11 protein-coding genes are annotated in these 14,488 nt (G+C 67.7%); all 11 read right to left on the bottom strand.

What is annotated here, in order from left to right; all coding sequences use genetic code 11:
- Positions 1–25: 25 nt before the first annotated feature.
- The 11 genes from fadD32 to ACFOW8_RS03990 all read right to left on the bottom strand — a co-directional run bounded on the left by fadD32 (position 26) and on the right by ACFOW8_RS03990 (position 14,405).
- A complete protein-coding gene (gene fadD32 / locus ACFOW8_RS04040) occupies positions 26–1,939 on the bottom strand; it encodes a long-chain-fatty-acid--AMP ligase FadD32 (RefSeq protein WP_378545589.1) in 1,914 nt (637 codons plus the stop codon).
- Between the two features lie 209 nt (positions 1,940–2,148).
- Positions 2,149–3,168, bottom strand: a complete 1,020-nt coding sequence (locus ACFOW8_RS04035) for an LLM class F420-dependent oxidoreductase (RefSeq protein ID WP_378545586.1) — start codon at positions 3,166–3,168, stop codon at positions 2,149–2,151.
- Positions 3,169–3,375: 207 nt separating this feature from the next.
- On the bottom strand, positions 3,376–4,365 hold the full coding sequence (locus ACFOW8_RS04030; RefSeq protein ID WP_378545583.1) for a cutinase family protein: 990 nt from the start codon (positions 4,363–4,365) through the stop codon (positions 3,376–3,378).
- Position 4,366: 1 nt separating this feature from the next.
- Entirely contained in the window at positions 4,367–4,864 is a 498-nt protein-coding gene (locus tag ACFOW8_RS04025) for a DUF732 domain-containing protein (RefSeq protein WP_378545580.1), read from the bottom strand.
- 109 nt (positions 4,865–4,973) lie between these two features.
- Positions 4,974–6,773 carry an alpha/beta hydrolase-fold protein gene (locus ACFOW8_RS04020; protein WP_378548451.1) on the bottom strand — a complete coding sequence of 600 codons (1,800 nt, stop codon included), beginning with the start codon at positions 6,771–6,773 and terminating at the stop codon, positions 4,974–4,976.
- 185 nt (positions 6,774–6,958) lie between these two features.
- Positions 6,959–7,993: an alpha/beta hydrolase gene (locus ACFOW8_RS04015; RefSeq protein WP_378545577.1), complete on the bottom strand. Its 1,035-nt coding sequence runs from the start codon at positions 7,991–7,993 to the stop codon at positions 6,959–6,961.
- Between the two features lie 226 nt (positions 7,994–8,219).
- Positions 8,220–9,275 carry an alpha/beta hydrolase gene (locus ACFOW8_RS04010; RefSeq protein ID WP_378545574.1) on the bottom strand — a complete coding sequence of 352 codons (1,056 nt, stop codon included), beginning with the start codon at positions 9,273–9,275 and terminating at the stop codon, positions 8,220–8,222.
- 455 nt (positions 9,276–9,730) lie between these two features.
- On the bottom strand, positions 9,731–10,801 hold the full coding sequence (locus tag ACFOW8_RS04005) for an alpha/beta hydrolase (RefSeq protein ID WP_378545571.1): 1,071 nt from the start codon (positions 10,799–10,801) through the stop codon (positions 9,731–9,733).
- Between the two features lie 241 nt (positions 10,802–11,042).
- Complete coding sequence (zomB, locus tag ACFOW8_RS04000) at positions 11,043–12,968, bottom strand: flagellar motor control protein ZomB (RefSeq protein WP_378545568.1); 1,926 nt, start codon at positions 12,966–12,968, stop codon at positions 11,043–11,045.
- Positions 12,946–13,878, bottom strand: coding sequence for a decaprenyl-phosphate phosphoribosyltransferase (locus ACFOW8_RS03995; RefSeq protein ID WP_378545565.1), 933 nt, complete (start codon positions 13,876–13,878; stop codon positions 12,946–12,948). Before ACFOW8_RS03995 ends, zomB begins: the two co-directional genes overlap by 23 nt.
- Positions 13,879–13,904: 26 nt before the next feature.
- On the bottom strand, positions 13,905–14,405 hold the full coding sequence (locus ACFOW8_RS03990) for a phosphatase PAP2 family protein (RefSeq protein ID WP_378548448.1): 501 nt from the start codon (positions 14,403–14,405) through the stop codon (positions 13,905–13,907).
- Positions 14,406–14,488: the final 83 nt, after the last annotated feature.

Raw genomic sequence — 14,488 nt, 5'->3', positions numbered from 1 at the left:
CGTCGCTCGCTACCGGTCGGCCGGATTACTCTTCCGGTGCATCGGGGAAAGCCTGCTGGGTGTAACCACCGCGCAACGTTCCCTCGAGGTAGGCGGCCTTGCAGGCCCGCCGGGCGATCTTGCCGCTGGAGGTACGCGGGATGGAACCCGCGGGAACCAGCAGGATGTCACGTGCGGTCACACCGTGGCGCTGCGAGACCGCGGCACGCACCGCGTCGGCGATCGGGCCGGGATCGGCCTTACCGGCACCGGGGCCACGCTCGGCCACGATGACCAGTTGCTCGGACGCGTCGTCGGCATCGAACCTCAGGCCGGAATGGCTGTCGGCCTCGAACACCTCGCCGGGCAGCTGGTTGGCGGGCACCGCGAAGGCGGCGACGAAGCCGGGGCGCAGCGCCTTGGACGCCTCCTGCGCGGAGAACTCGAGGTCCTGCGGGTAGTGGTTGCGGCCGTCGACGATCACCAGGTCCTTGACGCGGCCGGTGATGTAGAGCTCGCCGTCGAAGTACACGCCGTAGTCGCCGGTGCGCATCCAGTCGGCCTCGGGCGTCGTGCCCTCGGTGTGCCCACCGGACTGACGATCGCCGATCTTGTTGCGGAACGTCTTGGTCGACTCGTCGGGGCGACCCCAATAGCCGATACCCATGTTGTTGCCGTGCAGCCAGATCTCACCGACCCGGCCGTCGGGCAGCTCACGGCCACCGGCGGGATCGTCGACCGACTCCGGGTCGACGATGGCCGCCCACTGCGACTTGCCGACGTAACCGCAGGACACCTGCGCGATCGCGTTCGGCGCGGTGGGCTCGACGCGAACCATGCGGCCCGCGTTGAGCTCGTCACGGTCGACGTAGATGTACTTGGCCTCGTCCTCGGACTTGGTCGCCGAGACGAACAGCGTCGCCTCAGCCATGCCGTAGCAGGGCTTGATGGCGGTCTTGGGCAGACCGAACGGCGCGAACGCCTCGTTGAACTTCTTCATCGACGACACCGTCACCGGCTCGGAGCCGTTGATCAGGCCGATCACGTTCGACAGGTCGAGCGACTCGCCCGCCTTCGGCACACCACGCGCCGCGGCGTGCTCGAACGCGAAGTTCGGCGCCGCCGCGAACGTGCCCGCGCCGTCGGAGACGGCGGCCAGCTCGTTGATCCAGCGCGACGGACGGCGCACGAACGCGCTCGGCGACATGATGGTGATGAACTTGCCACCCACCGCGGGCAGGATCACCGTCAGCAGGCCCATGTCGTGGAACAACGGCAGCCAGGTGACACCGCGCGAGTTCTCGTTCATGTTCAGCGAGTCGATCATCTGCAGCAGGTTGGTCCCCACCGCGCGGTGGGTGATCTCCACACCGGCCGGCGTGCGGGTGGAACCGGAGGTGTACTGCAGGTAGGCGATGTCGTCGATCGCGGTATCGGGGCGGACCCACGAGTCACCGAGGGTGTCGGGAATGGCGTCGACGGCGATGATGCGCGGGCGCTGGGCGGCGGGCAGCGAACGGAAGAACTGCCGGACACCCGCCGCCGAGGAGGTAGCGGTGAGGATCGCCGACGGCTCGCAGTCGCCGAGCACGGCATGCAGCCGGTCGGTGTGGCCCGGCTCGTCGGGATCGAACAGCGGCACCGAGATGGTGCCGGCGTAGATCGCGGCGAAGAAGGAGATCACGTAGTCCAGGCCCTGCGGGGCGAGGATCGCGACCCGGTCGCCCGGATTGGTCACCTGCTGCAGGCGAGCGGCTACCGCGCGCAGCCGAACTCCGAACTCCTGCCAGGTCAGCTCGTGCACCTCACCGTCACGCTCGCGCGAGTAGTCGATGTAGCGGTACGCGAGCGTATTCGCGTCGTTACGGGTGTGCTTCTCGACGTGATCGACCAGGGTCCGACCCTCGGGAATCACAATGTTCCCGGTCTCGTCCAGGTAGTCGTCGAAAGTCTCTTCCATTCCTTCTTCTCCTCCGAGGCCCGGACACCGGTGAATTCCGCCAACGCTACGGCGTTGACACCTGTGAGGCCCCGACTCGCTATCGCCACCGGTCGCCGGGCACGCGCTACGTGCGGCGTCGACAACCTGCGGATTTTCGAGCGGTCTGCGCGGTGACCGCTATCGGCTAGATGTTCTCAAACCAGAGTCATGTTACAGAGAAGCCCCGCTCAGTCCTCCCGCAGCAGCGGAATGACAGGCGCGAAAGCGTCCATCTGGGTGGGGAAGATGCCGACATACGACATCGACGTGAGTTCGCGCACACGCTTGATCTGTTCGGCGATCTCCTCGAAGGAGCCGATCGCGACGTACGGCGAATTCAAGATCTCCTCGACGGAAAGCTCCACGTCGACCTCGAGATTCGGGTGCAGACCACGGGCGATCGCGTTCAGCGCCATCTCCGCGGTCTTCTCCCGATCGTCGGTGATGACGATGGCGGTGATCGCCCAGTTCAGCTCGATGTCGGCGAACCGGTCACCGGCAGCCTCCTTGACGATGTTCACCTTCTCGATCGTCTTCTCCAGCGTGATGCCCGACAGCAGACCCTTCCCGTTCTTGGTGGTCTGCGGGACGATCGAGACGATGTCGGCGTGCTTGGCCGCCAGCGCGAGCATCTTCGGCCCACCGCCACCGGTGCACAGCGGCGGACGCGGACCCTGCCGCGGGCGCGGCGTGCCCTTGATGCCGTTCACCTGGTAGTGCTTGCCCTCGAAGGTGCACTCCTGGCCGCGTAGCAGCGTGTCGAGAATGGTCAGGGTCTCGTCGAGCTTCTCCAGCCGGACACCCGGCCGCTCGAACGGGATTCCGGCGTTGTCGAACTCCTCCTTGATCCAGCCCGCGCCGACGCCCACCTCGAGCCTGCCCTTGGACAGCACGTCGATGGTGGCCAGGTCCTTGGCCAGCACGACCGGGTGGCGGAAACCGTTGGCGAGCACCGATGTGCCGAGCCGGATAGTGGACGTGGCCTGGGTGAGCGCACCGAGCGCGGCGATCGGGCCGATCTGGTCGCCCAGATGGTCGGGCACGAAGAAGGTGTCGTACCCGTATTCCTCGGCCTGCTGCGCCGTCTGGACGAACTTGCGGGCGCCGCCCTCCTGCTTGTTGCCCTCGCCCGCCGCTCCGAAGCGGAACGGACGCAGCGGCGTACCCAGCGCGGTCGACTCACCGACGGGTGCGGCAGCTTCGGTCATGAACTCATCGCTCCTGGCTGTTGCACGCGGCGCGTGCTTGGCGGTGTATTCGGGTCCGCCGGCTACTCCGCGGTAGCGGAGGAAGACGGCGCGATCATCAGCGCACTTTACAGCGTGCGGGCGAATGGGAGTGCGGATGTCACAGCGAGGCGTGAACCATGGCAATCACGCACCCGCTGTGACTGTGAATACTCCGCCCGCCGGAAGTCAGGAGTGCGGCGGATACGGTGCGTTCTCGATGAGCCCGGCCGCCCAGTTCACCGTCCACTGAGTGGCCGTGGTGCCCTGGCCGTCGACGGTGTTGGTGGCGTAGAGCGCGTGCACCGGATTGCCCGCGGAACGGATCAGCGCGGCCAGACTGCCGAGGGCATTGGCCGGGTTGAGCGCCTCTCTCGGCGCATCGCAGATCATGTCGCCGGGGGCGCAGATCGAATACACCTTCGGCGCGAGCGTGCCGAAACCACCGGGACGCTCGCCCGTCATGCTGATGCCAGGCACGTTCACCCCACGCAGCGCCACCTCGGCGCCCTGCCCGGTCGGCGGCGGATCACCGATCTCGACCGGCTGGCCGGGGCCGGTGTCGGCGGTGCGACGGCCGTCGGCGAGCACCGCCACGCCGAGCACCTTGTCGGCGGGAACCGGGCCGTTGCCCGCGCCGATCTGAGCGGCCACGTCACCGGCGATCACCGCGCCCTGGGAGAACCCCGCGAGCACATAGGTGGTCAGCGGGCACTCCTTGTGCCGCTGGGCCAGGATGTCGGTGGTGCGCGCGGTGCCCTCGGTGCGGCTGTTGTTGTAGGAGGCCTGACCGTCCGGCGGGATCGCGATCGGGTTCGAGAACTGGGCCACATAGGGCACCGTGTAGACCTCGAGCCGGTTGTCGGGGAACTGCGCCCGCAACGGACCGGTGATGCTGAGCATCAGCGAGATCGGATTGGCCGTCGGGTTGTACGGGTCGTCGCCCGATGCCGACTCCCAGGTGCCCGGCACCGAGACCAGCATCACATCGGGACAATCCGCCGACTGCGACGTCGGTGGCGGCGGGCCGGGCGGGGTGGGGCCCGGCTGCTTCAACCGGCCTGCCAGCAGGTACCAGAGCAGGACGACGACGATGATCGCGAGCACGATCAGCGCCAGCACGGTCAGGCATCCCGCAGGCCAGAACCTGCGGGAACGTCGCGTCGGTCGGCGGTTCATCTCAGCAGTAGGTGGAGTTCGCGGCCGCGATGTAGATCTGCGCGGCCTTGGTGACGTCCATGTTGGCCTCGCCGAAGGCCGGGTCGGTGCCCGCCATCGCGCCGACGAAGGTAGCGATGTCGGCGTCGGTGGCGCCGGTGGTCTTGGCCGAGCAGATGTACTGGGCCGTGGTCAGCGCGATCGAGGGATCAGCCGGGTTGATGCCGTTGCGCGACAGCTCGGCCAGGAACGCGTCGTCGGCGGCGGAGGTGGGCGCGGCGGGCTCGGTGACCTCGGGCGCGGGCGCGGGCAGCTCGGCGGTGGTGGTGGGGTCGGCCTCCGACGGCGGGGTGATGACGGTGGTACTCGGCTCGGCCGATGAGGTGGCCGCGGCGCTCGCGGTCGTCGACAGCGTTGGCGTCTGCGAGGCGGTGGAGTCGTTGTCACCACATGCCGACAACAGGGCAACGGCCGCAATGGCCGCGACCGATCCGGCAATCGTGCCAGGGATCCGATGCAATGTCTTTCCTCGATCGTTCGTCAGGGAAGCGGTCGCAGACCAGGCTAGCCGGACATTCGGCACCATCGCGTACCGCGCGGACGTTGCTCAGAGAGTTCTCAGCCCGGGCTCACACCCCGTGCACTTCGGATTTGCCGTCTTTCACCACGATGAACCCGGTCTGAAAGTTCTGCTGGATGCCGCCGGGCACCGTGAACTCGTCACTGACCGGATAGCCGAGCCTGCCGTTCTCGAAGCCCTGCGCGCCCCAGGCGTCGGCGATCTGGCCGTTGCGCACCGCCCAGGCGCCCGAGAGCGGACTCCAATAGATGTTGCCGCCCTCGAACCGGCTGTACCGGCCGAGGTCCTTCAGCGGCGCCTCACCGGCGACGGGGAAGCCGAGCGGGCTGTTCTCGAAGCCCATCGCGGCGTACTTGTCGAGGATGAAGCCCTGCACGCGGTGCGCGCCGGTGGCCGCGCTGTAGAACATCGGACCGTGCTCGAAGGACTGCACCACGCCGTCCCGGCTCGGGGTCCGCGCCTCGGCGGCCACCGGATACCCCGCCGGCCCGCCCTCGTAGCCCTGCTTCGCCCATTCCTCGAAGATGGCGCCGCGCACCACCTGGGCGCCGGTCTGCGGGGTCCAGTAGATCGCGCCGCCCTCGAACGATTGCATCCGGCCGCGACCGTCGGGGAGACCACGCTCGCCCTCCAGCGGCAACCCCAGCGGCGAATACGCGGCACCGACACCGGTGTACGTGCCGCCGATCCGCCCACCCACCGCGTGCGTTCCGGTGGCGGCGGAATGGAACACCCTCCCGTGCTGGAAGTCCTGGACCACGCCGTGCGCCGCGGGGTACTCGGCCGTGACACAGGTGCCGAGCCAGCCGACCGCCTGCGCGACCGAAGCGATCGCCCCGCCCAGCCCACAGTTCGGCGCTCCCGGCTCGGTACCCAACGCCGACGCCGCCTGCGTCCACGACTGCCGCATCTCGAAATCCCAGTACGGCCACGAATGAATGCCGGACGGACGGTAATTCGCGGTCACCGGGATCGCCAGCTTCTCCAGCTTGGTCACGAAGTTCTCGGTCGACAACCGCGCCAGGATCTCCAGCCCGGTACCGGCCCAGTTGCCGCTGAGCAGCGGCACCGGGCTGGTCGGGTCCTCGGCGCCTGCCAGCCCGCTGCCGCTGGAGACGTACATGCTCACGCCTTTGAGCTTGTCGGCGAGCAGATACGGGTCGTGGGCCTCCCATTCGGGACCACCCGGCGGACCCCACATGGCGGCCGAGTCGAAGCCGCCGCCGTCGCGCACGGCGAAATCGATCGCCTGCGGCATACCGAGCGTGGTGGTGGTGAGCAGACCCGAATACGACGCCGCGTACCTCATCAGGCCCGGATTGCGGGCAGCCAGATTCATCGCGGCCGTTCCGCCCATCGAAAGGCCCTGGACGCCACGCACATCCGTGGTCCGCCAGTCCCGTTCGAGCACGGCGGGCAGCTCCTCGGTGAGGAAGGTCTCCCACTGGTAGTGCACGCCGTTGGACGGTTCGAGCCAGTCGGTGTAGAAGCTGGCGACACCGCCGACCGGGAGCACCACGTTGACGTTCTTGTCGGCGTAGAAGACCTCGGCGTCGGCGTCCTTGGTCCAGCCGCTCTCGTCCTCGGTGGCGCGCAGCCCGTCGAGCATCAGCAGCATCGGGAACTTCGCGTCCGGCGCGGCGTTCCAGTCCCGCGCCAGCAGCATCTGCACCTGGATCGGCATGTTCATCGCAGGCGAGAACACCCACAGCGCCACCCGGCGGTCGGAGAGCCACTCCACCCGTTGCACACCGGCGACACCGGCCTGCGCTGGTGCCTGGGCAGGCACGGCGACCGCGGGAGCGAGCAGCGCCGCGGTCATGGCCGCGATTCCGAGGATCCGCCGCATGGGCGCTCGGACACGATGTTTCAACACGCGCGACCCTCCTCATCCCCACCCATGGCCTGCCTCATCGTCGGTTGTACCGCAATACCGGCCGATAACCGGGGAGACACGCGAGAGCCACGCATAGCAAAAAGACCGGCTCACCCTGGGGGTGAGCCGGTCTTCTCAGCGTTGCTGGGCGGAAACTGTCAGGCGCCCAGTGCGTTCAGGATGTGCGGACGCGCCTTCCACAGCTCGTCTTCCCAGTACTTCCAGGAGTGGGTACCGGTGCCGGGGAAGTCGTAGACGGCGCTGATGCCGAGCGAGTTCAGGCGGTTACGGAACGCGAGGGTGCTCACGAACGAGATGGCCTCGATGCCCATCGCGTTGGCGGTGTTGTAGATGCCGCCGAGACCGGCGGGCTTGTCGTGCTGGCCGGGCAGGCCGGTGGCCGAGGCGATGAACATCGGCAGGCCGCGCAGCTCGGGGGCGAACACCATCGGGTCCATCCGCAGCCACGCCGGGCTCCACGGAGCGGCCATGGAGTCGACATTGAAGCGGCCCGCGTCGAGCATCATCACGCGGATGGCCTCACGCATGCCGGGGGCACCCCAGTTCAGCGGGCCGGAGAGCGAGGAGGCGTGCTTGAACTGGTCGCGGTGCAGCGCGGCGAGGCGAAGGGCGGCCGGGCCGCTCATCGAAAGGCCGAGCACCGCGTTGTTGGTACGGGAGACGCCGTAGCCCTCGAGGAAGGCGGGCAGCTCCTCGGTCAGGAAGGTCTCCCACTTGTAGGTGAACTTCTGACCGTTGGTGTTGCTGGCCGCGGTCCAGTCGGCGTACCAGCTGGACTGGCCGCCGACCGGCATGACCAGGGTGACGTTGTCATTGGCGAACTGCTGCATCGCGTTGGTCTCGAAGGACCAGGCGTTGCGGTCGTCGCGGGCGCGCAGGCCGTCGAGCAGGTAGAGCGCGGCGTTGCCACCGTTGCGCGCCCACTGCACCTGGACCTTCACCGGACCCATCTTCGACGGCACCATCAGCTCTTCGTAGCCACCGGCAGGCGCCCGCAGCGCGGGGGCCGACACGGGGGCGGCGAATGCCATCGGGGCCGCCCCTGCGGCGATCGGCAGCACGAGTGCCGCTGCGCCGACAGCCAGAATTCGATGACGCCAACCACGAGGTCCGGTGCCGCGGGACGTGCCCGGCTGGTCACCCTTCGGCGTGGCGGCCTTGCCGAAACGCATGTGAATTCCGCTCTCTTTCTGCTGTTGTGGCATGCCAGACCCGTCCACGGGCATCGGCTGGATCCCGACACTCCGGCCGATCTTCATGGGTGAAACAACGATCTGGTCACACTTACGCTCGCTGGAGGATATTCGACCCACCAATTACTCGCAAGGCCAACGGAACTGGCACCGGAAAACAAACGTCCGGCGCACGAATGCGCCGGACGTTCGGGTGCGGGAGGAGCTAGCCGATGTGGTTGGACATATCCGGGATCATCCGCAGCGCCTCGTCATTCCAGTTGTTCCAGGCGTGGATGCCGAAGGGCGGGTAGGAGTAGGTGACGTTGCGCGCGCCGAGGGTGGCCATGCGCACCTCGAAGGCCCTGGTGTTGGCCAGCGCCAGCGCCTCCAGCGCCATGCCGTTGAGGGTGTTGACGTTCGGGCCGTCGGTGTTGCTCGGCAGACCGGACGCGGCCGCGATCCAGAGCCTGGTGTTGTTGGCGACCAGATTCGGCGCGAAGACGAACGGATCCATCCGCAGCCATTGCGGGCCCCACGGCGGCGCCATCGAGTCGACGTTGTAGCCGCCCGCGTCGAGCATCGCGATACGGATGGCCTCGCGCATGCCGGGCGCGGAGATGTTCAGGTACCCGGAGAACGCGCCGGCGAAGGAGAACTGATCCGGGTGGTAGGCCGCCAGGGTGAGTGCGGCGGAGCCACCCATCGACAGCCCGAAGACGCCGTTGCGGTGCCTGCTGAACCCGAGGCGGTCGGCCAGCGCGTTGCGCAGGTCGGTGGTGAGGAAGGTTTCCCACTGGTACCGGTAGCTCTTGCCCGGCCCGCCCGACAGCGCGTTCGCCGCACCGGAACCGGAGTTGGGCGCGCCGTTACCGGGAATTCCGAAGAACGAGCTCGGCGAGTTCCAATCCGCGTAGAAGCTGGACATCCCGCCGACCGGCATCACGACGTTGATATTCGCCCTGGCGAGCGCGTTGGGGATATCCGTTTCGATCTCCCACCCGTTGAGATGTTCGGGTGCGCGCTGACCGTCGAGCACATAGGCGACCCGGTTGGTGTTGCCGTCGGCCGCGCGCAGAATGCGTGACTTGATCGGCCCCATGCCCGAATCGACCCAGAAGTCGAAGGCGGCGGGATTGAAACCGGCGGCCGCCGGAGCGGCGGTACCCGAGACGACCGCGCCGATCGGCACCAGCAGGGCCGCGGAAATCCCGGCGACCAGGCGGCGGGCCCAGGATCGAGAGACGGTGGCCTTCACGCGCTTGCGGCGCAGTGTTCGCATCTTCGACTAGCACCTTTCTCGGCAGACCGACGGCGCAAACCCCGAGCTACACGGTCGGATCCCACATCGGACGTCAATTACCTCAACGCATGCCCACTCTGTATCAATCTTGGCGAATGCCTACATGTTGCTGGAAAGTGACCCGGAGCACAACTCACGGTGACCTGCCATCGGTGATTCGTCACCGGCTCGCACACGGATCGTGACGGAAACGAGAAATGACCGCCCGGTGCGCAAGTACGCACCAGACGGTCATCACTACCACCACGGATTCGCAACCCTCAGGGGTTCACCGCCACGCTTCGCACCCCCACGGGTACCGCCCCCGATTTCGCACCCCCCACGGGTTTCGGCCGCCCCGGCGCCGCGATGCGAGACGTACGCCGAAGGCACGGTATCGCGTCGCGGCGCCGGGGTCACGAGGCCGAAACCCCGCGGCGCCAGCCGCCGATGACTCAGCCGATGTTGGCCGACAGGTCCGGGATCATGCGGTGTACTTCGGCCTCCCAGTTGCGCCAGTTGTGCACACCGGTGATCGGGAAGTCGAAGTGGGCGTTGCCGCCGCCGAGGGTGGCCATGCGGACCTGGAAGGCCCGGCTGTTGACCATGGCGAGCAGCTCGAGCGGCACACCCTGGACGATCTCCATCGGGTTGGACACGTCACCGGCACCGGGGATGCCGCTGGCGGCCGAGACCCAGACGCGGGTGCCGTTGTTCACCAGACGCGGGGCGAAGACGAACGGGTCCATCCGCAGCCACTGCGGACCCCACGGCGGCGCCATCGCGTCGATGTTGAAGCCACCGGCGGAGATCATGGCGACGCGCATCGCCTCACGCATACCGGGCGCGGAGATGTTCAGGTAGCCGGAGAACGAGCCGGCGAAGCTGAACTGGTCGGGGTGGTAGGCGGCCAGCGTCAGCGCGGCCGAACCGCCCATCGACAGACCGAACACGCCGTTGTTGTTGGGGTTGAAGCCGAGCCTGCTCGCCAGCGCGTTGCGCAGGTTGTTGGTCAGGAAGCTTTCCCACTTGTAGGTGTTCTTCTTGCCTGCCACCTGCGCGGGCGCGATCGACGAACCGGTCATCGCCGAACCGGTGGCCGCCGATCCGGTCGAGCTGCCGCCCGAGCCCGCGTCGAGGCCGAAGAAGTTGCTCGGGGCGTTCCAGTCGGCGTAGAAGCTGGACTGGCCGCCCACCGGCATCACGACGTTGATGTTGGCCGCGGTCAGCGCGCGGGCGACATTGGTGTCGATCTCCCAGCCGCTGAGGTCGTCGCGGGCCCGCATGCCGTCGAGCGCGTACACGACCCGGCCCGTGTTGCCGTCGGCGGCGCGGAAGATCCGCGACTTGATCGGGCCCATCTCCGAGTCGACCCAGAAGTCGAAGCCGCTCGGGTCGAACGCCGCCGACGCGGTACCGGTGGGACCAGCCACCGCGCCGCCGATCGGCAGCAGCACTGCCAGGGAGAGAAGCACCGATCGCTTGAGCCAACCGGCTCCCCGGGCTCTGAGACGTCCGCCACGCATTCTGTTTTGGGCCTTTCCTCATGCGGTTCGCGCGGAACCGCGGTTGCAAATGACCGCCGACTTACTACCGGCACACCAGTGCGCCGACGGGCCGTATCTTCGAAGACCATATCGTGACATCGATGCCCTGGCGTTACCGAAAAGTGATTAAGCGGCGAACGCCACTCCGTATGCCCTGGCCAGGGGTGTAACCACTGATCCCACGGAGTTCCATGGGATCAGTGTGACGCGAGGGAAACGCTCAGCGCGGCGGCTCCGGATACGGATCCACGAGCCCACAACGCTGGATCTCGTACTTCGGCACCCGGTCGATCCGGTACTTCGCGAACGTCAGCGCATTGCGCAGGTTGTGCTTGAACCGATCGAACGTGAGCGGGTCACGCACCGAGATCATCAGGGCCTGTGTTTCCGGGCACGACATCGCCGTGCGCGCCTGCGCGACCCATTCCTCGTCGAGGAAGTGCGGCATCCACGGATGGATGTCGACCATGCCCGAGTCGACGACCACCCAGTCCGGGTAGAGCGACTTGTCGTGTCCGATCCGCCCGTCGGCGAGCCGGTCCGAGTGCGCGGCCAGCGGGTAGGCCAGGCCCATCGGGTCGATGACGCGCACGTCGAGCGGGACGTTCATGCTGGTCATGCCCAGGTTCAGGAAGTACACCGTGTGCCCGGCGCCGCCGTCGGGGATCGGCTGCGGCGGCGGGTCGAGGTACCACATCGTGAACGACGGCGAATTCAGCAGCAGCCCACCGTTGGGATTGTCGGCGATATCGCGGACCATCGCCCGCATGCGCGGGTAGTCGAGATAGTCCTCGGCCAGAATCGGGTGGTCCTTGCCGGTGTTGAGGACGTAGTACACACGCTCGTCGACGATGCCGGAGGAACTGATCTTGGTTCCGGTCTTGATCGCGGTGGTGCTCGCCGCGTAGAGCGACCAGCCCGCCGTCCCGAGCAGCGCCGCGAGCACCAGTACCGTCGAGAGGTCCCGCGGCCGGAACGCGCCGAGCCTGATCGGCAGCACCGCCACCGGGAGCAGCAGCAGGAACAGCTGGGTCAGCAGCATCCGGCCGTGCATGAAGTCGCCGCCGACGCGGATCGCGTACACGGTCAACAGCAGCCCGCTCACCAGCACCATCACCACGACCGCGCTCGGCGAGCGCAGCCAGGCCCTGATCCCGGCCACCGACCACCCCGGCCGCAGCCGCACGCCGTGCGCGATCGCGGTGACCACGCCGGCGAGCAACAGCACGAGCAGCGGAATCCACAGGTAGTACGGGCCGACCAGGTCCCAGAAGTACTTCATGCCCTGGCCCCACTTGGCCCCGCCCGCGTCCTTGGCGACCGCGGTGTTCGGGTAGGGCAGGCCGTAGTAGCCCATCCGCCAGATCTGGTAGGCCACCGGCACGATCCCGGCGACGAACACGACCAGCGCCCGCAACGCCACCGGACCGAACCGGAACTCCGGCATCGGCGCGAGGAAGATCATGCCGAGCGCGAGCACGCCGATCAGCGTCGCCTCGGGCCGGATCAGCGGTGCGAGACCGGCGAGGAAGACCAGCCCGAGCAGCGCGGGCACCTTCACCACGGCCGCCTGACTCCACCGGATCATCAGCCACCACAGCAGACCGACCCAGCAGATCACCAGGCCGCTCTCCAGGCCGGAGGTGGCGTAGTCACGGGCTGGCGGCAGCGCGATGTAGACGAGTACGCCGGCCGGAATCAGCAGCTGGCCGGTGGTGCCGCCCCACAATCGCGCGGTGCCGAGCATGGCGAACACCATGGCCAGCAGCGACACCGTGAGCGCGACACCGAGCACCACGTACTCGAGCCTGGCCTGAGTGAGCCAGCTGAAGAACCAGACCAGATACGTCCACGCGGTGCTGGTGTTGGTCTCGACCCGCTCGTCCATGTTGAAGACAGGGCCGTTGCCAGCGAGCAGGTTGCGCACCGTGCGCAGCACGATGAGGCCGTCGTCGGCGATCCAGCGCCGCTGCCACGCGCCGACCGCGAACAGCACGACGGTGAGTACCACCCCACCGACGAAGGTGGTCCGGGACAGGGCGGCGACACGCGCGGACGAACGCGTCGACCGTCCGCGTAGCCGCTCGTCTTCGGTTGTCTCCTGCTCCGCTACCACGATCTCGTCAGGTGAGATAGACAGCGACACCTACCGCTCCGATCCAGGCAATAGCGAGGAACTGCAGGATGCGGTCCCCCAGCGCGATCTCTTCGGGTTCACCGGCCTCGCCACCGTCGACGTCGACCGCGTAACGCAGGATTGCGATGGTAAACGGGATCATCGAGATCGAATACCACTGGGTGTCACGCAGCTCGTCCTGCTGGAACGCCCACAGGCCGTAGAAGATCACGACCGCGGTGGCCGCGAGCGTCCAGATGAAGCGCAGGTAGGTCGGCGTGTAGTACTGCAGCGACTTGCGGATCTTGGCGCCGGTCTCCAGCGCGATCTGCAATTCCGCGTACCGCTTGCCCGCCGCCATGAACAGCGAGCCGAACGCCATGACCAGCAGGAACCACTGCGACAGGGCGATGCTCGCCGCCGCGCCACCGGCGACGGCGCGCAGCAGGAACCCCGACGACACGATGCAGATGTCGAGCACGGCCTGATGCTTGAGGCCGAAGCAGTAGGCCAGCTGGATACCGATGTAGATGGCCATCACCACGGCCAGATGCCAGGACGCCAGGAACGAAACACCGATCGAGCCGATCAGCAGCAGCCCGGACAGCGCGTACGCCAGGTTGACAGGGACGACGCCGGCCGCGATCGGCCGGAACCGCTTGGTCGGGTGCGCCCGGTCGGCCTCGACGTCGAGCGAATCGTTCACCAGGTAGATCCCGGAGGCCGCCATGCAGAACACCACGAAGGCGATCGCGACATTGGCGAGCACCCCGAGGTCGCCGATCGCTTCCGGGCCCGCGGCCAGCGGCGCGGCGAGCACCAGGACGTTCTTCACCCACTGCCGTGGGCGCATGGCCTTGACGACACCGCCGACCAGGGTCTTCGGCGGGCCCTTCACAACACCTTCGTCGAGGACGGCGGCGGACGGTTCTTCGCTCATCTGGCCAAGGGTTCTTTCGGTCGCGGTCATGGGGTGAGTCTCTTCTCGGCGGCTAGCACCGCGGCCGCCGACGCCGCCCCCAATGCGGAACCGGCGAGCACGTCGGATGGGTAATGCACCCCGAGCACGACCCGGGACAGCAACATCGGCGGCACGAGCACCGCAGGCAAGGGTAGCCCGGTCAATCTACCGAGCAACACCGCCGCCGCCGTTGTCGACGTAGCGTGCGAGGAAGGGAAACTCAGCTTGCTCGGCGTCGACACGTTGACCTGCACCGCTGGACTGTCCGGGCGCGGGCGCCGCACGATCCGCTTGATCACGATCGATGCGGCGTGCGCGCCGACGGCGCCGACCGCGACACCGGCCCACTGCCTGCGGCGCGGCTTGTCCAGCAGCCAGCCCGCGGCCGCGATGCCGACCCAGCCCAGCGCGTGCTCACCGAAGTGCGACATGCCGCGCGCCGCGGCGACGACGGCCGGGTTGGTGCCGATGGTCGTCTGCACGGTGTTGATGATGCCGACTTCCAGCGGGACCTCGAGGTAGTCACCGTCGCCGCACGCGCAGGCGCACTCGCCGCCGCAGCCTTCCTCGGCCAGCTCCAGCTCGGGCA

The sequence above is a fragment of the Nocardia rhizosphaerae genome (assembly GCF_042650365.1).
GTDB lineage: Bacteria > Actinomycetota > Actinomycetes > Mycobacteriales > Mycobacteriaceae > Nocardia > Nocardia rhizosphaerae.
The sequence above is the reverse complement of the archived record's forward strand: the minus strand, read 5'-3'. Positions and strand labels throughout refer to the sequence as shown.